The organism is Pseudomonas sp. B21-015 (assembly GCF_024749285.1).
In the GTDB taxonomy this organism is placed as follows: Bacteria; Pseudomonadota; Gammaproteobacteria; order Pseudomonadales; family Pseudomonadaceae; genus Aquipseudomonas.
Genome location: NZ_CP087196.1, coordinates 5,738,831 through 5,760,976 on the forward strand (window position 1 = coordinate 5,738,831; position 22,146 = coordinate 5,760,976).

The 22,146-nt window shown below is 61.0% G+C and carries 22 protein-coding genes; 10 read left to right on the forward strand and 12 right to left on the reverse strand.

All coding sequences use genetic code 11. The annotated features are described in order from the left end of the window. Window position 1: 1 nt before the first annotated feature. A complete protein-coding gene (locus LOY38_RS26275; protein WP_258697709.1) occupies window positions 2-856 on the forward strand; it encodes a MaoC/PaaZ C-terminal domain-containing protein in 855 nt (284 codons plus the stop codon). Between the two features lie 63 nt (window positions 857-919). Here the strand turns inward: LOY38_RS26275 and LOY38_RS26280 are convergent, their stop codons facing one another. Beyond that, the gene (locus LOY38_RS26280) at window positions 920-1,330 is read right to left on the reverse strand and encodes a response regulator (protein WP_258697710.1); all 411 of its coding nucleotides are present in this window, start codon (window positions 1,328-1,330) and stop codon (window positions 920-922) included. A gap of 85 nt (window positions 1,331-1,415) precedes the next feature. Beyond that, entirely contained in the window at window positions 1,416-1,613 is a 198-nt protein-coding gene (locus LOY38_RS26285; RefSeq protein WP_258697711.1) for a Flp family type IVb pilin, read from the reverse strand. Window positions 1,614-1,937: 324 nt separating this feature from the next. Between LOY38_RS26285 and cpaB the strand changes: the two genes are divergently transcribed. The 5 genes from cpaB (at window position 1,938) to LOY38_RS26310 (ending at window position 7,221) form a co-directional block, all read left to right on the forward strand. Further along, window positions 1,938-2,867, forward strand: a complete 930-nt coding sequence (gene cpaB, locus LOY38_RS26290) for a Flp pilus assembly protein CpaB (RefSeq protein WP_258697712.1) — start codon at window positions 1,938-1,940, stop codon at window positions 2,865-2,867. Between the two features lie 89 nt (window positions 2,868-2,956). After that, window positions 2,957-4,162 (forward strand): pilus assembly protein, encoded by a 1,206-nt coding sequence (locus LOY38_RS26295; protein WP_258697713.1) that lies wholly within the window; start codon window positions 2,957-2,959, stop codon window positions 4,160-4,162. Then, a complete protein-coding gene (locus LOY38_RS26300) occupies window positions 4,159-5,439 on the forward strand; it encodes a CpaF family protein (RefSeq protein ID WP_258697714.1) in 1,281 nt (426 codons plus the stop codon). The genes LOY38_RS26295 and LOY38_RS26300 overlap by 4 nt, the downstream gene beginning before the upstream one ends. A 10-nt stretch (window positions 5,440-5,449) precedes the next feature. Beyond that, window positions 5,450-6,334, forward strand: a complete 885-nt coding sequence (locus LOY38_RS26305) for a type II secretion system F family protein (RefSeq protein WP_258697715.1) — start codon at window positions 5,450-5,452, stop codon at window positions 6,332-6,334. Next, window positions 6,331-7,221, forward strand: a complete 891-nt coding sequence (locus tag LOY38_RS26310; RefSeq protein ID WP_258697716.1) for a type II secretion system F family protein — start codon at window positions 6,331-6,333, stop codon at window positions 7,219-7,221. Before LOY38_RS26305 ends, LOY38_RS26310 begins: the two co-directional genes overlap by 4 nt. A 199-nt stretch (window positions 7,222-7,420) precedes the next feature. On the opposite strand, the gene LOY38_RS26315 is transcribed toward LOY38_RS26310, so the two are convergent. The 3 genes from LOY38_RS26315 to LOY38_RS26325 all read right to left on the reverse strand — a co-directional run bounded on the left by LOY38_RS26315 (window position 7,421) and on the right by LOY38_RS26325 (window position 10,042). Continuing rightward, window positions 7,421-7,798, reverse strand: a complete 378-nt coding sequence (locus LOY38_RS26315) for a DUF6124 family protein (RefSeq protein ID WP_258697717.1) — start codon at window positions 7,796-7,798, stop codon at window positions 7,421-7,423. An 862-nt stretch (window positions 7,799-8,660) separates the two neighbouring features. Beyond that, window positions 8,661-9,449: a response regulator transcription factor gene (locus LOY38_RS26320; RefSeq protein ID WP_258697718.1), complete on the reverse strand. Its 789-nt coding sequence runs from the start codon at window positions 9,447-9,449 to the stop codon at window positions 8,661-8,663. Window positions 9,450-9,571: 122 nt separating this feature from the next. Next, the gene (locus LOY38_RS26325) at window positions 9,572-10,042 is read right to left on the reverse strand and encodes a prepilin peptidase (RefSeq protein WP_258697719.1); all 471 of its coding nucleotides are present in this window, start codon (window positions 10,040-10,042) and stop codon (window positions 9,572-9,574) included. Between the two features lie 75 nt (window positions 10,043-10,117). Here LOY38_RS26325 and LOY38_RS26330 point away from each other — a divergent pair, with 75 nt between their 5' ends. After that, the gene (locus LOY38_RS26330; protein ID WP_258697720.1) at window positions 10,118-10,558 is read left to right on the forward strand and encodes a TadE/TadG family type IV pilus assembly protein; all 441 of its coding nucleotides are present in this window, start codon (window positions 10,118-10,120) and stop codon (window positions 10,556-10,558) included. Continuing rightward, window positions 10,555-13,323 carry an ATP-binding protein gene (locus LOY38_RS26335; RefSeq protein ID WP_258697721.1) on the forward strand — a complete coding sequence of 923 codons (2,769 nt, stop codon included), beginning with the start codon at window positions 10,555-10,557 and terminating at the stop codon, window positions 13,321-13,323. The genes LOY38_RS26330 and LOY38_RS26335 overlap by 4 nt, the downstream gene beginning before the upstream one ends. Here the strand turns inward: LOY38_RS26335 and LOY38_RS26340 are convergent. From LOY38_RS26340 to LOY38_RS26360, 5 genes are all read right to left on the reverse strand, one after another. Then, window positions 13,293-15,275: a pilus assembly protein TadG-related protein gene (locus LOY38_RS26340; RefSeq protein WP_258697722.1), complete on the reverse strand. Its 1,983-nt coding sequence runs from the start codon at window positions 15,273-15,275 to the stop codon at window positions 13,293-13,295. The genes LOY38_RS26335 and LOY38_RS26340 overlap by 31 nt on opposite strands. Window positions 15,276-15,446: 171 nt before the next feature. Further along, on the reverse strand, window positions 15,447-16,004 hold the full coding sequence (locus LOY38_RS26345) for a DUF4136 domain-containing protein (protein ID WP_258697723.1): 558 nt from the start codon (window positions 16,002-16,004) through the stop codon (window positions 15,447-15,449). A gap of 38 nt (window positions 16,005-16,042) precedes the next feature. Continuing rightward, window positions 16,043-16,654 carry a DUF4136 domain-containing protein gene (locus LOY38_RS26350; protein ID WP_258697724.1) on the reverse strand — a complete coding sequence of 204 codons (612 nt, stop codon included), beginning with the start codon at window positions 16,652-16,654 and terminating at the stop codon, window positions 16,043-16,045. Between the two features lie 12 nt (window positions 16,655-16,666). Further along, a complete protein-coding gene (locus LOY38_RS26355) occupies window positions 16,667-17,416 on the reverse strand; it encodes a methyltransferase domain-containing protein (protein WP_258697725.1) in 750 nt (249 codons plus the stop codon). Beyond that, window positions 17,416-17,718 (reverse strand): MazG-like family protein, encoded by a 303-nt coding sequence (locus LOY38_RS26360; RefSeq protein WP_205887656.1) that lies wholly within the window; start codon window positions 17,716-17,718, stop codon window positions 17,416-17,418. The genes LOY38_RS26355 and LOY38_RS26360 overlap by 1 nt, the downstream gene beginning before the upstream one ends. Before the next feature lie 271 nt (window positions 17,719-17,989). On the opposite strand from LOY38_RS26360, the gene LOY38_RS26365 reads away from it, so the two are divergent. Beyond that, entirely contained in the window at window positions 17,990-18,283 is a 294-nt protein-coding gene (locus LOY38_RS26365; protein ID WP_258697726.1) for a hypothetical protein, read from the forward strand. A gap of 181 nt (window positions 18,284-18,464) precedes the next feature. Then, on the forward strand, window positions 18,465-19,805 hold the full coding sequence (locus LOY38_RS26370; protein ID WP_258697727.1) for an MATE family efflux transporter: 1,341 nt from the start codon (window positions 18,465-18,467) through the stop codon (window positions 19,803-19,805). A gap of 23 nt (window positions 19,806-19,828) precedes the next feature. Here LOY38_RS26370 and LOY38_RS26375 read toward each other — a convergent pair whose 3' ends face one another. Next, window positions 19,829-20,626, reverse strand: coding sequence for a DUF4123 domain-containing protein (locus LOY38_RS26375; RefSeq protein ID WP_258697728.1), 798 nt, complete (start codon window positions 20,624-20,626; stop codon window positions 19,829-19,831). Next, complete coding sequence (locus LOY38_RS26380) at window positions 20,623-21,945, reverse strand: contractile injection system protein, VgrG/Pvc8 family (RefSeq protein WP_258697729.1); 1,323 nt, start codon at window positions 21,943-21,945, stop codon at window positions 20,623-20,625. Before LOY38_RS26380 ends, LOY38_RS26375 begins: the two co-directional genes overlap by 4 nt. Between the last annotated feature and the right edge of the window lie 201 nt (window positions 21,946-22,146).

A 22,146-nucleotide genomic window follows, 5' to 3' on the forward strand; every position in this document is an offset into this window, starting at 1 on the left:
CATGACCACCGACTGGCACACACTCGATAGCGAACCGGGCCTGCAAAAGCTGTATGTGAAGGCGGCGACGCGACGCAAAATCACTGGCGCCACACTGCCCGACCTGGGTTATCACTGCTGGGTCAACGTCGATCCGAAACGCCTGGAGGCTTATCGCAAGGTCTGTGGTTTCGCCGACAACGGCCTGCTGCCACCGACGTATCCACACATCCTGGCGTTTGCCTTGCAGATGCAATTGCTCACGGCCAAGTCGTTTCCGTTCCCACTGCTGGGGCTGATTCACTTGAGCAATCGCATCCGCATCTTGCGCCCCATGGGCGGCGTGCACCGAGTGCGGGTCAGCGTGAAAGTGCAGAACCTGAAACCTCATGCCAAGGGGGCGACGTTCGACTTGGTGACGACACTCGACGATCAGTTGGGGCCGCTGTGGGAGGCTGAAAGCCAGATGCTCTGCCGCGGCGTCAAGCTGGAAGGCGAACCCGTCGAGCAAGCATTTGCATCGACGCTGTCGCTGACCGAGGTGGCCCACTGGAAAGCACCGGCGGACATTGGCCGCCGATATGCCAAGGTGTCCGGAGACTACAACCCGATCCACCTGAGCGCGATCAGCGCGAGACTCTTCGGTTTTCCCAGCGCCATCGCCCATGGCCTGTGGAACAAGGCGCGTACGCTAGCAGCCCTGAGCGATCATTTGCCGACGGCCAACGTCGAGATTGCGGTGCAGTTCAGAAAACCGGTGCGCTTGCCCGGCGAAGTGACGCTGATGTCCAGCGCGGCGGGGGCCAGCGGGGATTTTCAGTTGATGGGTGCCGGGGAGATTGAGCACATGGTGGGACAGTGGCGGCCTGTTGCCTGATTGTCGGCACTGGTCGGCTGTCAGACCGCCAAAATCAAAAGATCTTTTAATTTTGACCGTAAATCAGAAACCCACCAAATCCCGAGGCTGCGGAAACAAATTATTCAACGTCTCCAACAACCGCACGTGATAAATCGGCTTGCGAAACAAATCCAGTACCTGCAACCGCAACATATCACTCACATCCTCCATATCCGCATGCCCCGACGTCACAATCACCGGCAAATGCTGACGAGCCGTATGCTCACGCAGACGCTTGATCAACGACATGCCACTCTCCTCCGGCATGCGCAAATCAGTAATCACCAAGGCAATGTCAGGATGACAAGTCAAATGATGCAGGGCGAGTTTGACCGAAGTTGCCGTAAAACAAGTAAACCCCTCGCCCTCCAGCAACTCCGCCAGTTCCAGTAACGCATCCTCCTCATCATCGACCAGAAGAAGCTGTTGGCGTTGGAGCGCTGGAGCGTTCATGGAGTAACACCTGCAATGGACTAAGCCTTGACGTTAGAAGCCCTTTGCGGGATTGGCAAATGACGGCCCATGACCAGCCTTCAAATCAAAGCGCGGCTGAAATCGTAGTGAACATCGCAGTGACCGCCGTGGAGATGGGTGTCACAAACGCAGCAAGCGCGAGTGCCACCATGCCCGCAATAATTGCGTACTCGATCCCCGAAGCCCCTTCAGTGTCTTTGGCCAAGTCTTTGTAAAAAACGATTTCGGATTTGATCTTCTGAACAACTTTAGTGAAGGACATGACGTGTCTCCTATGACAAAGGATGTTGCACAATCGCAACATGATTCCCCTATGCCAGCATCAGCATTGTCGGCAAACCCACTACCAACAACTGTAAGAACCTATTAATACTTAAGTAGTAACCGGTTAATTGACGTCACAAAACAGCGTTTTTGGCCATAGCCCGTTACTTTTGTCAGTTAATTCCCGCCCCGTAATGGCGTTTTGCTCTACCTGCGCTACCGTCAAATAGCGAAATAGTTCCAGCTTCATAGCTGCCTGATTGCGAAGTCATCTCGTTAGAACTCTTGGGGAGCGTTACGCAGCAGCAAAGGGGGAGCCGTCATGAACAGCCGCGTCACTATGGGCCTGGCCGGTCTGTTTCTGGTAGGCGCCATCATCGCCGGTTACTGGGGGCTGGCGCTGAGTCGCCAACAGCCCCCCGAATCCGTCGCGCAACCCGGCGCGTCATCGGCTCCACTACTGGCGTCGATGGACGACCCGACCCGCCAGCCCGTGGTTGTGTTACTGCGCGATATCGCGCCGTTCGAGCAGATCACCGCCGCCGACGTGGCCCTGGAAAAACTCCGTACAGCCCCGGTCGGCAGCCTGACCCGACTCGATCAAGCCGTTGGCCGTACGCCTTGGCGCGCCCTCACTGCCGGCAGTTGGCTCAACGATGAAAGTTTCGAAGCCGGCGGTGTGCTGGCGCGGATGATTCGCGCCGATGAGCGCGCCCTCGCCGTGGCGGCGGATGACGTGATCAATGTCGGCGGTCAACTGAGCCCCGGCGACTATGTCGACGTCCTGCTGTTTCTGCGCATGGACACCAACAACGTCCAGCAGTCGGCCCAGGTCGTGGTCCCGGCGTTGCGGGTGCTCGGTGTCGGCGATCAGCTGGGGCTGATGAACGATGGCCAGCCTGCCAACCCGGCACGCAGTCACGAAGAGAAACTCAAGCAGGAACAACTGCGCGCCAGCGCTCGCACCGTTTTACTCGCCGTTCCCGAACCCCTCCTCAGTCGCCTGATGCTCGCGGCGCAGGTCGGGGTTTTGCGCCTGGCCGTGCGCAGCGCCGAGGAAAAACGTCTGAGCCATTACTGGGCCGGTCACCGCGATTCACAGGCGAGCCTGGCCAATGCCAACCGCGAACTGGTGCAGTTCAGTCAACTGGCCCTGGCCGGCACTCCCAAATCCCCCGCCCCCGGTGGCGCACCGCGCAAGCCTGGCGTGGAAGTCATCCGCGGCAATGAAGTCACCCAACAAACGCCCTGAATCGAGCGAGGACGCTTCTCCATGCGCAGACGTTTCATGCAGTACTTACTCGAAAGCGGCTACGTCGATAAACACGGCGGATTATCGCAATGAGCCAGAGCCAAAACCTGAGTCAGACCTTCCTCGCGATCACCCGCAACAGCACCGACTTTGAGTGGCTGCAGGGTGCGCTCGCCCCTTTGGGCCGTGTGATCAGCGCAGGTGGCGGCAACCTCGACGAACTCCTGATGCTGGTGGACGTGACCTTTGCCAACCTGGTGTTCGTGGGCCTGGACCGTGAGCATGTGGTGGCCCAGTGCACGTTGATCGAGGGTGCCCTGGAAGCCAAACCGATGCTGGCAATCGTTGCCTTGGGCGATGGCATGGACAACCAGCTCGTGCTCAATGCCATGCGTGCCGGCGCGCGGGATTTCGTCTCTTACGGCTCGCGTTCCAGTGAAGTCGCCGGCCTGGTGCGACGCCTGAGCAAACGCCTGCCGACCGTGGCGCCGAACCTGCAACAGGGTCAACAGGGTAGCCTCACCGTGCTTTACGGCGCGCAGACCAATGCCGACGGAGCGTTGCTCGCCAACCACCTGGCACACGTGGTGCAGAAGAGCGGCCAGCAAACCCTGTTGCTGGATCTGGGGCTACCCCGTGGCGACAGTCTGGCCTTGCTGGGGCTGGAGAGTTCGTTTCATTTCGGCGATGCGTTGCGCCATCTCAGGCGCCTCGATGCAACGCTGATCGACAGCGCCTTCACCACCTGTGATGCCGGGCTGCGAATCCTTGCCTACGCCAGTAACGACGAACCGCTGGAGCACACCAGTGCCGCCGAGCTGTACATGCTGCTCAGCGCCTTGCGTCAACATTTCCAGCACATCGTGGTGAACCTCACCGGCCAGTCGGACAGCGAAGCGTTGCGCACTTTCATCAGCCATTGCGACAAGTTGCTGTGGTACACCGATCAGAACGTGCTGGACTGCCGACGCAACCTGGCGGTGCTCAGCCAATGGCGCGAAAAAGGCCTGAAGCTCGACCACGCCAGGCTGCTGGTGGACCGCTACCTGCGCAGCGTTGCGCCAGACTCCGACACCTTGAGCAAAAGCTTCGACATGGACCTTATCGCGGTCCTTGCCTATAGCCCGGAAGTGCGGCTCAACGCCAAGAATCAGGGCATGAGCCTGTTCGAGCTGGCCCCACGCGAGGGCCTGACCCAAAGCCTGCGCACCCTCGGCGAACGACTGGCCAAGCGCTCCGAAGATCCGGACAAACCCAAGGCCGGCTGGTTCGACCGATTGAGGGGCGTGCAATGAGCGGGGAAAAACTCTTCGGCGCCCCCCCGCACGGGCCGGCCGGCAATACCGATCACGAAGGTCTGAAACTGGTGCTGCACCGCTACATCATCGACGCCATCGAAGAGTCCGGAAAAAACCTGCTGGAAGGTTCGCGGCCAATGCTGTCGCAGTTCGTCATCGACAAAGTCGGCGAGTACATCGCCCGTTTGCACCTGGCGATTTCCCGGTACGAGATGGAGCGGCTGGCCGAAGAAATCGTCGACGAACTCACCGGTTTCGGCCCGCTGGAGGTGCTGCTGCGTGACTCGGCGGTGACCGAGATCCTGGTCAACGGCCCGCACCGGGTGTTCGTCGAGCGTGAAGGTGTGTTGCACCTGAGTGACCTGCGGTTCATCGACGACCACCACGTCGAGCGGGTGATGCAACGAATTCTCGCGCCCCTGGGCCGACGGCTCGACGAGTCGTCACCGATGGTCGATGCGCGCCTGCCCGATGGCAGCCGGGTCAACGCGATCATTCCGCCGATTGCCCTCGACGGCCCGTGCCTGTCGATTCGAAAATTTCGCAAGGACATGCTCAAAAGCTCCGACCTGATGGCGATGCAAACCATCGACCAGGCGATCCTCGAGTTCATTCAGGAGGCCGTGGGCAAGCGTTGCAACATCCTTGTCAGCGGCGGTACCGGCACCGGCAAGACCACGCTGCTGAACATTCTCAGCCAGTTGATCGCCCCTCACGAACGGCTGGTCACCATCGAAGACGTCGCCGAACTGCAACTCGGCCATCCTCACGTGGTGCGCCTGGAAACCCGGCCACCCAATGCCGAAGGCCACGGCGAAGTGAAAGCCAGCGATCTGATTCGCAACGCGCTGCGGATGCGCCCGGACCGGATCATCCTCGGCGAGATTCGCGGCGTCGAAGTCGTCGACGTGCTCACGGCAATGAACACCGGGCACGACGGCTCCATGAGCACCGTGCACGCCAACAACGCCCAGGATGCGCTATTGCGCCTGGAAACCCTGGTGGGCCTGACCGGACGGGTCATCGCCGAACGCACGCTGCGGCAAATGATCTGTGCGGCACTGGACGTGGTGATTCAACTGACGCGCCTGCCCGATGGCCGCCGTTGCGTCAGTGAGGTGGTGGAGGTCGTCGGTATTCGTGATGACGTCTATGTGACCAATACGCTGTTCCGCTTCGACCGACGCACCGGGTTCGGTTTTCTGCGCGAGGCGGTCAACCCCGCTGGCGACAAACTGCGCCATGAGTCGGCGCTCTCTCCCTCCTCGTACTGAAGGTCACGGCATGCTCAAACCGGTGCTGCTCATCCTGACTTGCCTGACGCTGCTGGGCGTGTCGATCCGTTTGTTCTACAACGGTCTGCGCCAGACCGGCATCGATCGAACCCTCACTCGCCTGACCCAGGGGCAACCGCAACTGACGGTGGTGAAATCATCCCGGGCTGGGCTGGAACGCGCCTTTCTACGCGCCGGCCTCGGTCGTCCCACCGAGCGCATCGGGTCGTGGCTGCTGCTCTGGGCCCTTGGCGTCCTGCTGGGGCTTGCCCTCGCCGGCTGGATCGGTTTGCTGGTGTTGTCGCTGATGCCACCCCTGATTCTGCGGCTGTACATCAGTTGGTGCTCTCAGCGCCGGCTCAAGCGCATGATCGAACAGCTGCCAGCGCTGCTCGATTACACCGTGCGCAGCCTGAAGTCCGGACGCACCCTGGCCGATGCGGTGCTGGGTGCCATCGACACCACCGAAGATCCGCTGAAAAACGCCATGGGCCGGGTTCAACGCAACGTGCACTTGGGCGTCAGCCTGCCGGATGCCGTCCAGGACTTTGCCGAACTGTATGAGAAAGACGAGTTTCGCTTGTTCGCGCTGGGCCTGAAGGTCAATCACCGCTACGGCGGCAATGCCAGTGAGCTGTTTGAGAACCTGATCAAGATGGTCCGCGAACGAGACCAGGCGGCGCGCCAACTGCGTGCCATGACGGGCGAGACCCGCGTCACGGCCGTGGTCCTGGGACTGATGCCGGTCGGGCTCGCCGGTTACTTCCTGCTGTCCAATCCGAAATACCTGCTCGCCATGTGGAACAGCAGCTCGGGGCAAATGATGCTCGCGACCGCGTTCGGCCTGCAGGTGGTGGGTTGCCTGGCGCTGTGGCGCATGTTGCGTAGCATATGAAAGCGCTTCTGCTGGTCAGCGCATTGCTTTTCCTTGCGGCCGCGGTGTTGCTGCTCAGTGGTCTGCTGGACCAACGCCGGCGTGCCCGTCAGGTGGCCCAACGACTGGATGGCAAACCGCTGAGCGACCATCGCGTCAGTCACTGGCTACAAAGGCTGGGCGACAGCCGCATCGGCCAGCGCTCGGTCAAACTGGACAACGAGACCCAGACACTGCTCAACCGCCTCGGCTGGCGCAGCGCCCGACAACGCTCGCTGTTCGCCGCCTGCCAGATCGGCACACCGGTGCTAGCACTGGCCCTGAGCTTGTTGATCCAGGGCCTGTTCTTTGCGCAGGCGGACAACCATTGGATCACCCCGGCCTTCGCCACCGCCCTCGGCTACCTGCTGCCCAAACGCTTGCTGGCCGCCGCCGCGCATCAACGGCAAAAGCAACTGGCGATCGAGATTTCAACCTTCATTCCACTGCTGCGCATCCTGTTCGAATCCGGCATGGCGGTGGAGCAGTCACTGCGAGTGTTGAGCGTCGAAGGCAAACAATTATTACCGACCCTGACCCACGAGCTGCGCCTGGTACTGGCCCGGGTAGATTCCGGCCTGGAACTGGGCGAAGAACTGAACAAGACCACCCGGTTGCTGGCGGTAGACGAGTTCACCGACACCTGCGTGATCCTTCAGCAGTTGATCCACCAGGGCAGCGGCGCCATGAAATCACTGCTGGGGCTCAAGCTACTGCTCGATGATCGGCGCCTGACACGCTTGCAGGAATACATCTCCAAGATGTCCGCCAAAATGTCCGTGGTGATGATGTTGTTTCTCTTCCCGGCGTTGCTGATCGTGCTGGCCGGACCCAGCTTCACCGCTTTGGCCCGGGCCTTTGCTCATTGAAAGATCAACGGCGATCCCGTAGGAGCGAGCGGTGCGGCGATCCGACTTGCCCGCGAAGGCGACCTGACAGCCAACCAATCCCACGCAGATGCACACGGTTCAACTGTGGGAGCGGGCTTGCCCGCGATGGCTGAGTGTCAGCCAACATCAATGTTGAATGTTTATCCGCCATCGCAGGCAAGCCCGGCTCCCACAGGGATTAGCTGTGTGGCGCAGGTTTTGGTACACCCACGTTATCCAGCATCCGGTTCGCCGCCAGTTCTGCCAGCATGACGATCTGTTGAATCGCCATCGCCGTGTGCCGGTGCGGCCCTTCCAGATACCCCGCAAAATCACTCGCCATCACGCTGGCCTGGGCCAACGATTCACAGGTGTGGGCCAACAGGTCTTCGTCTTTGATATCCGGCGCGACCCTATACATGGTGCTCGGTTTGCGGGCCACAGGGGATTTGAGGGCGGATGGATTGAGGTAGTGGTCGAGCGCGCGGTTAGCGGCGACGTGGAATTCTTTTGAATCAGCAGATTCGTAAGGGGAAACGTTGTCGGTTTCTGGGGGATTCGGGGTTGCTTTGAACATGATTACACCTCTGGGATGAAATGGAGCCACTTCCAAATTGCCGCGACGCAATTTGGGGTGGCAGCTGTACGCGGGTTCGCGGACCGATCCCAGAGGCATATCTCGGCATACCCGAAGGTATCCCGCGCACAGTCGCCATGACACGAAACGACAGACACCCAAAAGTGTTGTTGTTCGGTGGAGCGATTATGCCTCAAGAATCGAGCCGCGACGCCCGGTCGCTGAATTGTCAGCGACGGACAAAGGCTAGAGACGCAGCTTCCGACGGGCAACCTGAAAAACATGTGGGAAGGTTCTGATATTTTTACCGAGCAATAAACATCGTTGGCTGTAAGGTCGCCTTCGCGAGCAAGCCCGCTCCCACAGTGGGTTGGCGTCATCTGGGAGAGCTTGGTCGGCTGTCAGGCCGCCAAAATCAAAAGATCGCAGCCTTCGGCAGCTCCTGCGGGGAAATGCGGTGAGCCAAACCACGAGGTCGAGCGTTAGCTCGCCTCGCGAGCTTTTGATCTGTCCGCCCCTTCGGGAGGCTGAGTGGAGGTGTTCATCTGGGGATTGGCGCGCAGCGCCGTTCGACGCAGTCGAACCCATCGCATGTAGGTTGAAGCGAAGCCAACCGTAGGGCGATGCCCCCAGATGGATACCGGAGCGAAGGAACGCCGAGCCTTAGCGAGGGGCCGGACGCTTGGGGCGAGACCTTTTGGTTACTTTTTGGGGCGTTTGCCAAAAGTGACCCGCTGTAAGAGCGGAACCATAGGTGGCCGTTACCGCAGAAATGGATATGTACTCAGTCAACAAACTACAGGTCGGCTGTCAGGCCGCCTTCGCGGGCAAGCCCGCTCCCACAGTTGATCAGCGTACTCGCCTAGTGTGCAGTAACCCCCCGCACACCTGCATTACCGGGCGACAACGCCAACGCCACTTGTGTGCGGTTATGCATATGCGTCAACCGCAACACCTGCGACACATAAAGCTTCACCGTGTTCTCGGTAATCCCCAACTCACAGGCAATCTGATAATTGGTCTGCCCCTTGCCCACCAGCCGCGCCACTTCCAACTGCCGCGGCGACAGCTGATTGAAAACCGCCGGCATCGCCACCCGCTCCGTCTCACTGAGCACACCGTCAGCCGAATCTGACGCAGGCACCGAGGACGGCCCCCGACGAACCTTGTCCAGATCCTGATAAAGCTCGTCGATCGATTCACAAAGGTACTGCAGCTTCTGACTCAAATGCCCCAACTGCAGGTTTTTCTGCCGCTCCTGCAAGGCCACTTCCTGACGCTGCAAACCTTCGAGCAACTCAGTCAGATCAATCGGCTTCTGATAGTAATCGGCGAACCCGGTCCGCAAGGCCTTGATCACATCCTGCTTGTCCGCCCGCCCGGTGAGCATGATCGCCTCGAACGCCCGGTGCTTGCCGGACAACCGTTGCAGCGACTGGACGAGCTGGATGCCATCCATGTCGGGCATCTGCAAATCACAGAGCACCAGGCCGACATTCACGTCTTCTCTGAAACGTTCGATCGCCTGTTTGCCGCAGACACAAGGCACACAGCGATAACCGCTGCGCTCGAGAAACTCGCATAGCTCTTCGACAATCAATGGCTCGTCATCGACCACAAGGACTTTTATTGCCGAGGTAAGCTTGTTCACGTGTTACTCCATACCTGGTCAGGCTTGACCGCTCCCGTACTGACAGCCACAGGCTGTGCCACTACAGTGTTGAAAGTAGACGCACTTTCCAGCTCTGTACATAGAACGGCTGGCGCCTGCGACTAATGCATCCAGGCCAGTGTGAGCAACATGCCCACCAGCACGAACGGCGCAAAGGGCTGTTTTTTTGACGGTCCCGGTCCCAGGTAGCGAAGACGATCCCTAAGTCTCTGGCTCATATACAGCCAGAGTCTTGGCGCCAACAGCAGCCAGAACGCACTGGCCAATCCGGCGCCGATGAAACCGCCGAGCAGGTGCATGCCGTCCGTCGCAAGGCCCAGCGTCGCCATCAGTTTCACATCGCCCGCCCCCAGACGTCTCAAGGCATAACCGGGCAAGGTGAAGGCCAATGCCAACAAAAAAGCCCACCCCCCCTGTACCGCATCGGCCCCCAGCCACGTGGTGCCCGTCCACAGCAGATACGCCAGCGCCAGCCCACCCGCGCCAAGGGTCAGGCCATTGGCGATGTGCCGCTCCCGGACATCCTGTGCGGCGCAAAGCGCCAGCCAGATAAGTAGGACAACGTTCTGCATCCGGTAAAAAACGTCCGTTTTGGCTGAATGATTCTATGCTGATGTTACGCCGTGATTGTCAGGGTAGACGCACTCATGAAAACAGGCCTCCCCCGCAAACAAAAAGGTGCCGTGGCGATTGAGTTCGCCTTGGTGTTCATCATCTTCTTCGCCGTGTTTTATGGGCTGGTCAGTTACAGCCTGCCGCTGTTGCTGATGCAATCGTTCCATCAATCGACGGCCGAAGCGGTGCGCCGCAGTGTGGCGCTGGACCCGAGTACCGCCAATTACGACATCGCCGTCAGAAACATAGCGACCACCGAACTCACACGGCAACTGGCCTGGATTCCCGCCGCACTGAACTTCAACGTGGCCACCGACGCCAGCGCCACCTACACCGGCGGCGTGCTGACGGTCACCATCAACTACCCCACCAGTAAACTGAATCAAGTGCTGCCGTTCCTGGTGCTACCGGGGATCGGCTCGGTGCCCAATCTGCCGGCGACTCTTACCGCCCGATCGAGCCTGCAGTTTTGAGTTCCGGGGACAAACTCTTCGGGCGTCTGCTCAATCGCCAGCCACCACAGCCCCCGAACACGCCAGACCCTGCGAGCGTGCAACGTGTCGGTTTGCAGCTGCATCTGGATGACGAAGGTCGAGTGATTCACCTGAACGGCCCGCTGCGGCATTTGCTGACGCAACAAGTGCCACACGCACAGACACCGCACCTGCTCGATTACCTCATGCCCCATAGCAGCCTGTCGGTCGAAGGCGCGCCAGCCGACTGGCAGGGACAGAGCCTGGACCTGGACTTTTTCAGCCTCGCCGGGCAACCGCTGCACCTGCGTGGCTGGGTGCAGCCGTTGGGCGAAAAATGGCTGTTGCAGTTGATCGACATCGGCGACCTGTTGCTCGAACGCCGACAAGCACGCAGCCGTGAACAATGCCAGTTGCTCGCGGCTCAGGTCAGTGAACAGTTGCGCCTGTGCAGCCTGACGCGTCTGCCCGAGGTGCTGGCGGAGCAACTGCAAGGCCTGGCCCTGCGCTTTCAGATCCCGTGCATGGCCATGGCCTTGCTCGACGAACAGGCAGAGGGTTGGCTGATTCACCAGCATTACGCGGCCTTCGATGCACCCCGCTTGTGGGACATCAATCAACGCCTGGGCACCGGCCTCGACAGTTTGAATGGCTCCGCGCCCCAACACCTGACACCCAGCGAGCACCCGCGTCTGCAAAGCATCTTCGGCAATGCCGAAGGGTTCGCGGTGCCTTATCACAATGCCCAGGGTGTGGTCGCCTGGTTACTCTGTGGTTTCTACCCGGTGCAAGAGCGCGCCCCCGACCTGAGCGAGCGCGACTGGTTGCAACTCACCGCCGCCCTGGCCGGGCCGCTGCTTGAGCGCTTGCGCGAGCATCAGCACCATCTGCAACTGGAGCGGCTGGAGTCGTTGCAAGCCTTGCTCGGCACCGGCTGGTGGGAGGTCTTCAGCGACACCGCCGAGGTGCAATTGGCGCCGTCACTCGCCAGTACGCTGAACCTTGCGAGTACTCGTTTGCCGCTGCACGACTGGCTCGAACAGATTCACCCCGCCGACCGTGAAGAGCTGACGACTCGCCTGCAAACCTTGCAAGACGAAAGCACACCGCTACTGCTGTGCGTGCGCCTGCATCGCCCCGACATGGCGCAAACACCGATCTGGTACCGACTGCAAGGCCAGGCCTTGGGCATCGGCAAAAACCGGCGGCTGGTGGGTTTCATGCTCGACATCAGCGACATCAAAAATCAGGAACAGAACGCCGCTGCCGCCCATGCCCGGCTGGACAACCTGATCGCCAGCTCACCGGCGGTGATCTACGTGCAGCGCTATGTCGAAGGGGCGCTGCAACCGACATTTTTCAGCGACAGCCTGCTGCCGCTGCTCGGCTGGTCGCTTGCCGATTGCGCCGCCGGCGCGCTGGTTGAACGGGTCCACCCCGAAGACCGTGATCGCTATTTCGAGCGCACCCGGCAACTGCTGCGCGAAGGTTCGGTGCGCGCCCGTTATCGGCTGCGCGACAGTCGCGGCGATTACCACTGGCTGCTCGACGAAGCCAAACTGCTGCGCGATGACCTCGGGCTGCCGGTGGAAGCCGTGGGGCTGTGGCTGGATGTCACCGAGGCGACCCTGGCCGCCGAGCAAGTCAAACAGAGTGAAGAGCGCTATCGGATTCTCGTTGAAGATTCCCCGGCGATGATCTGCCGCTACCTTCCAGACCTGACGCTGACCTTCGGCAACCGGCCGCTGGCGACCTACCTGGAATGCCAGCCCGAGCAACTGCCGGGGGCGAACCTGGGCAGCTGGATGTCGCCGGAACAGCGCGAAGCGTTCCTCCAGCGGCTCAGTCGGCTGAGCCCGGAGTTCCCGGTCAGCACCGCGGAAATCAACCTGCAACTGCCGGGAAGGGAACACGCCTGGTGGGTCTGGTCGGATCGCGGAGTGTTCGACGAGCAGGGTCGCTTGCTTGAGATTCAAGCCGTAGGCCGCGACAACACCGAAGTCCGGCGCGCCCAGCAACAGCTCACTCAAAGCGCGAAAATGGCCACCCTCGGCGAAATGGCCACCGGGCTGGCCCATGAAATCAATCAACCACTGAACGTGATGCGCATGGCCATCGTCAATGTGCTCAAGCGCCTGAGCAATGGCGATGCGCAAATCGATTACCTGACAGACAAGCTCAACCGCATCGACGCGCAAGTTCAGCGTGCGGCGCGGGTGGTGGATCACATGCGGGTGTTCGGCCGGCGTTCGGAGATCGAGCAGCACCCGTTCAATCCGGCTCAAGCCATCGAGGGCACGCTGTCACTGCTGTCCGAAGGCATGCGCGGCAAAGGCGTCGAGCTGCGGGTCAGCGAGACCGCTTTTGAAGTGCAGGTGCGCGGTTACGTCGATCAGCTGGAACAAGTGCTGATCAATCTGATGGTCAATGCGCGGGATGCGCTGCTGAGCAAACGCGAGGCCGACCGGGAGTTCAAACCGTGGATTTCGGTGTACGCCGAACGTGATGAAGACTCGGTTCGACTGTGGGTCGAGGACAACGGCGGCGGTATCGATCCACGGCTGCTGGAACGGATTTTCGAACCGTTCTTCACCACCAAACCGGTGGGCGTCGGCACCGGGCTCGGGTTGTCGGTCAGTTATGGCATCGTCGAAAACATGGGCGGTAAGTTGAGTGTAAGAAACTCGACCGAGGGCGCGCGGTTTTGTATCGAGTTGCCGATTGCCACGGGCGATCAGATCACCAGCGTCGCGCGCCCCGAGTGACAGCTGAGGTTGGCACCGACGTCGACCATGTTCAAATCGATCCCGAGGCTTAACAGCAAGATGTTGATCAAGCTGTCGAGCAACGGGCTGAGCACGCTGTTGATCGCGCTGACCAGCAAAGTGGTGACACTGCTCAGGATCGTCCCCAGATCACTGACGAGACTGCCCGACGGACCATACATATCCACGTGAATGTTAAGCGGGGTGTTGAGCAGACTGCTGACGATGCTGCTGGTGGAAAACGAGTAGTAGAACGGTGGCTGGTTGATTTCCGGCAGGCTGCTGGCGGGTGGTGCGGAGTAGATGTGGGAGATGTTGGCGTTCGCCGCCACGCTGGTGTCGGCAACGATATCGATACCGCCACCGACGCCGGGCACACGCGGATCGCAGGTGATGGGCAGAAAGAGAAGCCTGCGACAGGTTTTGATCCCGATATCGATCACCTTCAACGGCTGCACCGTGACCGTCGGCGGCGTGGTGTTGCTGCCGAACATGCTGGCCGCATCGATCCGGCCGATTTTCAGGTTGACCAGCGACGTATTGGTGCTGGTGGTCAGGGTTTTGTTGGTATTACTGACGCAGCTGTAGGCCGTGACGTAACTGCTGGCACTGGCGACCTCCAGCGCTACATCGAGCCGTATCGGCCCCGGTAGGACGATGATATCGGGCGTCTGGCAGGGCACGCCCAAGGCACAGGTCAGTGAATTGAGCACCGCCACCAGGTTGAGGTTGAGCAAGGCGTTGAGGGTGTTGGTCAGCGGCCCTGCAAGGTCCGCCACTGCATTGACCAGCGCCACAATGGCGTCGAGTGCCGGCAAGTCGATCGACAACAATGTGCGAACCTGCGCGGTTCTCACGTAGATCCTATTGGGGCCCAGTGGATCCAGCGCCGCGTTTTTCGGGTTGCCGATTGCCGAGAGTTGCGGCGGCTCCAGGACCTGCACCCGGGCCGTGATTTGCGCCAGCCCTGCCAGATTGATCGGCAGCGTTGCCACCAGACCATTCTTCTTGTTGGCCAGTTGCACGATGCCTTCGATCAGGTTGAACACGCTCACGTTTGTCGCCAACGCCGACATATTGCTGCCGTTCTCGACGTGCAGCATATTGCCCAGCACCACGGTCGTTGAGCCAGCGGCAACCTTGAGTGCTTGCAGCCCGACGATGGTCGCCGTCGCGCCGAGAGTGCCGCCGGGGTCCAGCACATTGACGGTGGTCTGGATCAACTGGCTGACGGTCACCGAAGCGCCCAACACCTGGTCATACCCGGCGGCGTTGAGACCGAGGTCAACCTTCAATCGATCGAGGTAACCGAGCAGGCTGATATTGGTGTTCACCAAACCGTTCCAGCCTGCCACGGAGAGGTTCAGACTGCCGCCCAGCAAACCGCCGAACAGCCCATTGAGGGTGGCCGACTTGCTGGTATCGATCGTCAGCACCGTGCTGCGAATGGTCAGCGATGCCAGCGGTGGCGGCAACGCTGCCACGGCGATCGCGGTCAGGTTGAGGGTCGCCCCGGCTGGAGCACCGCCGAACAGGGCGCCAATGCCTGCGGCGAAACTCTGCGGAACCGAATGGCTGACGCTCACCCGAATGGCTTCGCTGCTGCTCGGATTCGCCGCAAATACCCGAAGATTATTGGCATCCAGACTCAAGGTGCCACAGGCCACCGCCAGGCTGCGCGTGGGGTCAGGAAGGGTGAAGCCGTTGCGGTTTGCACTGGCGGTGGCATAGGCGGAAGCGGTGTCACCCACGGCGCAATCACCGTTGCGCGTGGCAGCCTCCAGCGCGGCCATGTCCGCTACTTGCTGCAGGTGGCGTTTTTCCAGGTACAGGCGACCACTGTCGACCACGATCAGCAGGAACACCAAGGCCATGCCGAGCGTCAGCACCGCCATCAAACCGATCGCTCCCCGTTGCCGGGCCGGGCTACGAAACTGCAAGCCGGGAGACATGACGCACTCCTTTGCCGGCGCACTGCCGAGGGTTACCTCCATGGGTGAGCAGCAGTGTAGACAAGGGATCGCCAGATTGCTGGCAACTCGCCATCCCAGATAACAAAAAACCCATGTGGGAATGGGCTAATTGTGGGGGCGGGCTTGCTCGCGAAGGCGGCCGTTCAGCGTTTAGCGCGGTGGATAGTTAGCCAATATCCGCCCAACCGTCTCGCGGATCGTATTGCTGCGCTCCTGCGGATTCGGTGTGCGGCTGAGGGTCTGCTCGTCGCTGCCGCGCCACACCAGTTTGCCGTCCTTGCCATCGAGCAGGTCGACCTGGATGGTCGCCACCTTGTAGCTGATGTTGCGGGTTTCGTTATACATCGGCCCGCCCCAATAACCGTTCCATGGGCTGCCCCAACCGCCGCCATAGTTAGTGGTCACCTGTTGCTGACGATCTTCGACGATCAGGTAGGTCTGCACCTTCAGATCCGAGCTGGCGCCGGCGGCGGCTGGGCGCAAACCGCGCTGATCCAGCTGATCGGCAACGGCCTGGCGGATGCGTTGTTCGGTCAGGTCACTCTTGATCCGTGGGTCGTCGGGACGGTATTGCAAGGCGGGCTCTTTCCAGCTCCAGCTACGATAGGCGGCAAAGTCGCGGCTGGCATCGAAGTCATGGTAGACCTGGTTGGCGGCACAGGCAGTGAGCAGCGCGGCCATGGCCAGTGAAACGAGACGGCGGAACATGATTTTTCTCCGATGAAGACATGCACCTGAACAGGAGGCTAACTGGGAGGATACGCCGACATGGCCTTTTCCACAGCTTCGCGAATGGCATCGGCACGCTCGCCCTGGTTGCCCTGACTGCTGGTTTCAGCGCTGGCACTCCACACCGGTTGACCGGTACTCGCGTCGAACAGATCGACCCGCACCACCACGACTTGCACCTGATAAGTACGGATGACCGGCACCGTGTTGTACATGCCGTAACCACTGCCGTAGCGGTTGTAGCCGCCATAACCGCCACCGTAATCAGAGCCGTCCTGCACCTGACGCAAACGGGTTTCCAAGCGCAAATCGGCGCTGACCCACAGGTCTGCCGGGCGGTTGTCGTGCAACGGGCGCAAGCCGCGTTGATCGAGGGCATTGCTGACGGCTTCGGCCACCTGCGCCGAGTCGGCCCAGGCCGTGCCCGGAGGCAGGCGCCCGTTGAGCCAGGCCCAACTGCGATAGCGGCCGTAATCGCGTGGTGCCGCCGGGTAGGCGCTGCGGTCGAAGGTGCTGGCGGCCTGGGGCGGCGCCGGTGGCAGGGGATTGGACGTCGCGATGTAAGGGTTGCTGCCCTGACAGGCCGCCAACCCGAGACAGATCACCAGTAACCCTGAACGACTATGCATTTTGTGCTCCGGTCAGATCGGCCGACAGATCCAGTGCAAGTAGCGCCCAAGCCCGGCGAAGCTTGGGTGACGGCGGTGCGCCAGTTCCATTTCGAGCAAGTCCGGCAGTTCGACGCGGGCCTGGAACTCCACCGGCATGTAGTCGTAAAAAACCCGCACCCCACTCTGGGTTTCGACCTGCCACATGCCCTCAAGTTGCGCCGCCAGTTCCCGTGGATCCAGTGGCTGCTGCGGCGTCAGGCTCTGCTTTTCGCCGGCCATGTCATTCTTGCGCATCTTGCGAAAATGGCCCTTGAGCAGGTTCCGGTAGATCAACGCGTCACGGTTGTAGAACGCCAGGGACAACCAGCCATCCGGCTTCGTCAGCTGATGCAGCACCGGCAAAATCGCATGGGGTTCGGCCAACCATTCCAGCACGGCGTGGCACAGCACCAGGTCGTAGGGTTCGGTGAGCTGACCGAGCAGGTCCTGCCACGGCGCCTGAATGAATGTCGCCGTCTGCCCGGCTTCGGCGAAACGCTGGCGGGCGCCTTCAAGCATCGGTTCGGCGGGCTCGGCGAGGGTTACCTGATGACCGCGCTGGGCCAGCCACAACGACATGTGGCCCAGGCCGGCGCCGATGTCCAGTACCCGCAACGGGCGGTCCGGCAGGGTTTCGGCCAGGTCGGCCTGCAACACGGCAAGACGGATCGCACCTTTGGCGCCACCGTAGATTTTTTCAGCGAAACGGGTCGCCAACTGATCGAAATGACGGTCGCTCATCAGCTGAACCGCCGTTCGCTGTCCGCGAGTTTGTTGCGCACCACTTCATTCATGTCCAACCCCAACTCGCTGCACAGCAGCAGTAGATACAGCACGATGTCGCCGATTTCCTGCCCGGCATGGGCGAGTTTGTCCGCCGGCAACTGGCGCGACTGGTCTTCGCTCAGCCACTGGAAGATTTCCACTAGTTCGGACATTTCCACGCTCGCGGCCATGGCCAGGTTTTTCGGGCTATGAAATTGCCGCCAGTCATTGCGGTCGCGGATGGCGTGCAGGCGTTCGGTCAGTTCAACAAGGTTCATCGGGCTCTCCTGAAGGCGTATAGCTTCAGGGGGATGGCGGGTGAAGGCAAGTGGCAGTGGTTAAGCGGCGGAGGCGATTTTTTGTGGGAGCGAGCCTGCTCGCGAATGCGCGTTGATATTCAACGTAGATGTTGACTGACAGACCATCGCGAGCAGGCTTGCTCCTACAGGAATAGTGCAACCCTCTATGCTTGTGGGGAACCCGGGAGCACGATCAGTAGCCCAACGCTCGGATCCGGCAACCACGCCACCACTCCATCAGGACGTACACATGCAGGTAGAAAGTTTTTTCGAATGGCTCGGCCAGGCAATCGGTTCGGTCATCCGCTTTATAATCGATACCCTCAGTGGTCTGTTCAACCTGTTGAGCAACGCCGGCAGCAATTTTGTCGAAGGGCTGGCCCAGGCACTGGGCATGGAAACTTCGATCATCAGCATCATCATCTTGATCATCGGGCTGATGCTGCTGTGGTCGGCGATCCGCGCCTTCATGAACGCGTCGATCATCATGGGGATTGTCTGGTTGCTGCTGGGGCTGTGGTTGCTGAGCTGGATCATTCACTAACCCCAATCCCTCCCGCCCTGATCGTTCCCACGCTCTGCGTGGGAATGCAGCCCGGGGCGCTCCGCGTCCCTGACGGCGTGACGCAGAGCGTCACAGGAGTCATTCCCACGCAGAGCATGGGAACGATCATGCAGATCGCGCTCACCTGCCGCTACAATGCAGGCGCCCCCAAGGAGCTTGCATGTCCAACCTGATTGCCGACTGGCGCGACCGTCCAACCCATCGTCGCGTCTGGGCGCTCGCCGCCCCCATGATTCTCTCGAACATTTCCGTACCGCTGGTGGCGCTGGTCGACAGTACCGTCATCGGCCACCTGCCCCATGCTCATCAGCTCGGTGCCGTTGCGGTGGGCGCCAGCCTGTATACCTTTCTCGCCTGGGCCATGGGTTTTCTGCGCATGGGCTCCACCGGGTTCGCCGCCCAGGCTGCCGGGCGCGGGGATGGCGCCGCGTTGCGGCAGATATTGCTGCAAGGTTTGTTGTTGGCCATGGGCCTGGCCATTCTGTTGGGGGCGTTGGGCGTGCCGTTGAGCGGGGTCGCGTTGCACTTCATGCAACCGTCGGCGGAGCTGGATCAACTGACCCGCGAGTTCTTCCACACGCGGCTGTTCGGCTTGCCGGCGGCGCTGGCCAGTTATGCGCTGGTCGGCTGGTTCCTCGGCACCCAGAACGCCCGGGCACCGCTGGCCATTCTGTTGAGCACCAACCTGGTCAACATCGCGCTGAACCTGTGGTTCGTGCTCGGCCTGGAGTGGGGCGTGGTCGGCGCGGCGCGGGCCTCGGTGATCGCCGAGTGGACCGGCGCGCTGATCGGCCTGTTCATGACCCGCAAAGCCCTGCGCGCCTATCCCGGCCATATCGCCTGGGCCGCGCTGGCGTTGTGGCAGAGCTGGCGCCCATTACTGGCGGTCAACCGCGACATCTTCATCCGCAGCCTGGCGTTGCAGTCGGTGTTTTTCCTGATCACCGTGCAGGGTACGCGGCTGGGCGACGCCACGGTCGCCGCCAACGCATTGCTGCTCAACGGCCTGCTGCTGACCGCCCACGCACTGGACGGTCTGGCCCACGCCGTGGAAGCCCTGTGCGGACACGCCATCGGCGCTCGCGACCGAGAGGCCCTGCGCCGCTCACTGGTGGTAGCGTGCGGCTGGTCGTTGCTGGCGAGTGTGGGGTTTGCCTTGCTGTTTCTGTTCGCCGGGCACCTGTTCATCCAGATGCAGACCGACATTCAGAGCGTGCGCGACACCGCCTTCATCTACCTGCCTTACCTCGCCGCACTGCCGCTGATTGCCGTCTGGAGTTACCTGCTCGACGGCCTGTTCATCGGCGCCACCCGTGCCCGGGAAATGCGCAACGGCATGCTGTTGACGGTGCTCCTGCTGCTGCCCTTCGCCTGGGCGCTGCAAGGTCTGGGCAACCATGGCCTGTGGATAACCTTCCTGCTGTTCATGTTGCTGCGCAGCCTGACCCTTGGCGCGTTCGCCTGGTACTTGCGCAAGAACGACAGCTGGTTCAAAGGCTGACGAGGGGCAGACCTTCAACTCATTCAGGGTTGATCGTTCTGCCACAGGTTGCGCAGGCTATCGAGACGTTCCTGCTGAGTGATTCCCGGCAACGGTAGCTGGGGCATAGCATCGGGGTGCTGCAAGCGTAGCCATAACCAGCCATCGAGCACCGGGCGTTCGCTGAAACCCAGCGCCAGCCCTTCCTGCAGATGGGCCCACAAGCTGTTGTAGTCAGTCCCGGTGGATCGGCTCCAGCGCCAGGCATGTTGCTCCAGCAGGCAGGTTTGCAAGGAGTCTCGCTGACGCAGGCTGAGGTTTTCTTCGATGGCCAGCGGCCTGACGGCAAGCCGCGGATTGAGCAACTGCTGCCAGCCCGGACAGCCAATGGCTCGATCGGCCCAGGTGCCTCCGAACCAGCGCAACTGGTCGATCGGACCGAGCCAGCGACTCAGCTCCAGCGCGTCGCAGGCATCAAAAAAGTAACTTGCCGCTTGAGGGTTGTAGTAGCTCAGCAAGGCCCGGTGATGCAGACCGAAGGTGACTGTGAGCATGCGTCGCAAATGCTCCAGCAACTGCGATGGCGGTGCTTCACTGACCAGCAGCAACCCACTCCAGATGTGCGGCTCACTTGAGTACAGCTCGGCGAGTGCCGGGCACTCGCGAAGGTCGACCAACGCCGGCCCGCGCTCACGCAACGGGTGAAACTCGGTGCTTTCGAACAGCCAGAACCATCGGGCATGAGCGAACTGTTGCCGCAGCATCACACCGGCCCCAGGCACGCCCGGTATATCGAGCAACAGCCATTGCGGGGTCGAGTCGGGCGCCTGAGCGGCGATCATGCCGCACCGCTCTGGCCGAGCTGCGCCGCTGCCCGGCACGTGCAAAAGGATTGCGCGCAATGACTGAAACTGCCCCCGCCCGGCAGCAGGCACAGAAGCACCAAAGGTTCGCTCGATTGCAGTAAACCCAATAAACCATCGACCGCGCGGCTGGCTTCAGTCGTCGAGGCGGATAGCAGGTCGGGTAGGGCTGGCTCTGCGCTGGACGGTGGTCGGGGAAGAAATCCGCTGATCAAGGGTTGATCCGGATCGCCTTCGATAAAACTCACCAGCACCTGCGTGCCTTCACTCAACGGCATGGCTCCTGCGCTTTCCAGCTCGGGAGCCAACGGCAACCAGCAGTGGCTGGGGGCTGCGCCTTCGCCCTGATAAAGCCAGTCAAACTGCACGGCAACCGGCCTGGATGGATCGGGGCGAGGCTCACTGACGTTGACTACCCACGCCCGCTGCAAGCTGTGCATTCTGGGTTTCACACCCGCATAAGCCGCCACGAAAGGCACTTCCTGCGCAATGGCGCGCAACTGATTGCTATAAGACCCCCCCGGTTCCTGTCCTCCCTGATGCCCGACATGGGTCAACAGCCAGAGACGATTCAAGTCCGCGCAAGGATGGCCGGACAACGGCATCAGCTGACCGCTGCGCAGCGTCGCCAGGTTCGTCTGGCCTTCAGCAATCTGCCCGCAGCCGTGAAGCTTGAACGGGTGCCCCCCCGGCCGTTCGCTCTCACCCTCGAAGACGCTCTCTTCGCCACGGTGAAACGGCCCCAGGCCATCACCGAAAACCAGGCAGTGCCCGTGCACGCGGTGCTCGAAATAGTAATGAAGCCGTTCCTGGGCGCACAGACGCTGGAGAAATTGCAGGTCCGATTCCCGGTACTGCGTGCAGAAATCACGGGGTGGGTAATCGCCGCTCAACTCGAAGCGACGATCCTTGCCGGCAATGCCGTGCTCCTTGAGCACCTGAGCGAGAATCTGCGGCACCGAGCGATTGCTGAAGATTCGCTGATTGAAGCGCTGGGCCAGACACGCCAGCCTGGGTCCCAGATGCACACGGCAAAGCCTGGGTTCGTCGCCATGGCCGGGTTGAGCGAGGCCAAGCAACTGCCCGTGAATACCCTCCCCCGGCGGCCCGAAGTGCAAAAAGGCCGAACGGTACAGCAGGCTAGCAAGGTCCAGCGTCGGGTCATCGTTCAGCAGATCCACGTCGAACACAAAAGGCTCGCTGATGGCTTCACTACCGGTAAAGGCCAAGACCTCAAAGGAGTCGGGCAGACCCGCTATATCCAGACGAAATGACGGCTCGTTGACTGGATCGAACATCGGCGATTCTCTACAGGAGGGGCGGCTGGGGATTCTCGCTGAGAGACATGGCCGAGTAGAGTGCCGAAGTACAACTTAGGAAATGACCTACGTGAAAAGAAGACCACATCGCTTGGATTGCTAGGAATGTGGGTCATTTCGCGTGAAAAAAGAGAAGCCCCGCACCAGGTCATCTGAAATTTCCGCAACGTACGGAGAATT

What these genes read in the sequence shown, in the direction of transcription:
- LOY38_RS26275 (WP_258697709.1), top strand. Translation starts at nt 2, where the DNA reads ATGACCACCGACTGGCACACACTCGATAGCGAACCGGGCCTGCAAAAG.
- LOY38_RS26280 (WP_258697710.1), bottom strand. Translation starts at nt 1,330, where the DNA reads ATGAACGCTCCAGCGCTCCAACGCCAACAGCTTCTTCTGGTCGATGAT.
- LOY38_RS26285 (WP_258697711.1), bottom strand. Translation starts at nt 1,613, where the DNA reads ATGTCCTTCACTAAAGTTGTTCAGAAGATCAAATCCGAAATCGTTTTT.
- cpaB (WP_258697712.1), top strand. Translation starts at nt 1,938, where the DNA reads ATGAACAGCCGCGTCACTATGGGCCTGGCCGGTCTGTTTCTGGTAGGC.
- LOY38_RS26295 (WP_258697713.1), top strand. Translation starts at nt 2,957, where the DNA reads ATGAGCCAGAGCCAAAACCTGAGTCAGACCTTCCTCGCGATCACCCGC.
- LOY38_RS26300 (WP_258697714.1), top strand. Translation starts at nt 4,159, where the DNA reads ATGAGCGGGGAAAAACTCTTCGGCGCCCCCCCGCACGGGCCGGCCGGC.
- LOY38_RS26305 (WP_258697715.1), top strand. Translation starts at nt 5,450, where the DNA reads ATGCTCAAACCGGTGCTGCTCATCCTGACTTGCCTGACGCTGCTGGGC.
- LOY38_RS26310 (WP_258697716.1), top strand. Translation starts at nt 6,331, where the DNA reads ATGAAAGCGCTTCTGCTGGTCAGCGCATTGCTTTTCCTTGCGGCCGCG.
- LOY38_RS26315 (WP_258697717.1), bottom strand. Translation starts at nt 7,798, where the DNA reads ATGTTCAAAGCAACCCCGAATCCCCCAGAAACCGACAACGTTTCCCCT.
- LOY38_RS26325 (WP_258697719.1), bottom strand. Translation starts at nt 10,042, where the DNA reads ATGCAGAACGTTGTCCTACTTATCTGGCTGGCGCTTTGCGCCGCACAG.
- LOY38_RS26330 (WP_258697720.1), top strand. Translation starts at nt 10,118, where the DNA reads ATGAAAACAGGCCTCCCCCGCAAACAAAAAGGTGCCGTGGCGATTGAG.
- LOY38_RS26340 (WP_258697722.1), bottom strand. Translation starts at nt 15,275, where the DNA reads ATGTCTCCCGGCTTGCAGTTTCGTAGCCCGGCCCGGCAACGGGGAGCG.
- LOY38_RS26345 (WP_258697723.1), bottom strand. Translation starts at nt 16,004, where the DNA reads ATGTTCCGCCGTCTCGTTTCACTGGCCATGGCCGCGCTGCTCACTGCC.
- LOY38_RS26350 (WP_258697724.1), bottom strand. Translation starts at nt 16,654, where the DNA reads ATGCATAGTCGTTCAGGGTTACTGGTGATCTGTCTCGGGTTGGCGGCC.
- LOY38_RS26355 (WP_258697725.1), bottom strand. Translation starts at nt 17,416, where the DNA reads ATGAGCGACCGTCATTTCGATCAGTTGGCGACCCGTTTCGCTGAAAAA.
- LOY38_RS26360 (WP_205887656.1), bottom strand. Translation starts at nt 17,718, where the DNA reads ATGAACCTTGTTGAACTGACCGAACGCCTGCACGCCATCCGCGACCGC.
- LOY38_RS26365 (WP_258697726.1), top strand. Translation starts at nt 17,990, where the DNA reads ATGCAGGTAGAAAGTTTTTTCGAATGGCTCGGCCAGGCAATCGGTTCG.
- LOY38_RS26370 (WP_258697727.1), top strand. Translation starts at nt 18,465, where the DNA reads ATGTCCAACCTGATTGCCGACTGGCGCGACCGTCCAACCCATCGTCGC.
- LOY38_RS26375 (WP_258697728.1), bottom strand. Translation starts at nt 20,626, where the DNA reads ATGATCGCCGCTCAGGCGCCCGACTCGACCCCGCAATGGCTGTTGCTC.
- LOY38_RS26380 (WP_258697729.1), bottom strand. Translation starts at nt 21,945, where the DNA reads ATGTTCGATCCAGTCAACGAGCCGTCATTTCGTCTGGATATAGCGGGT.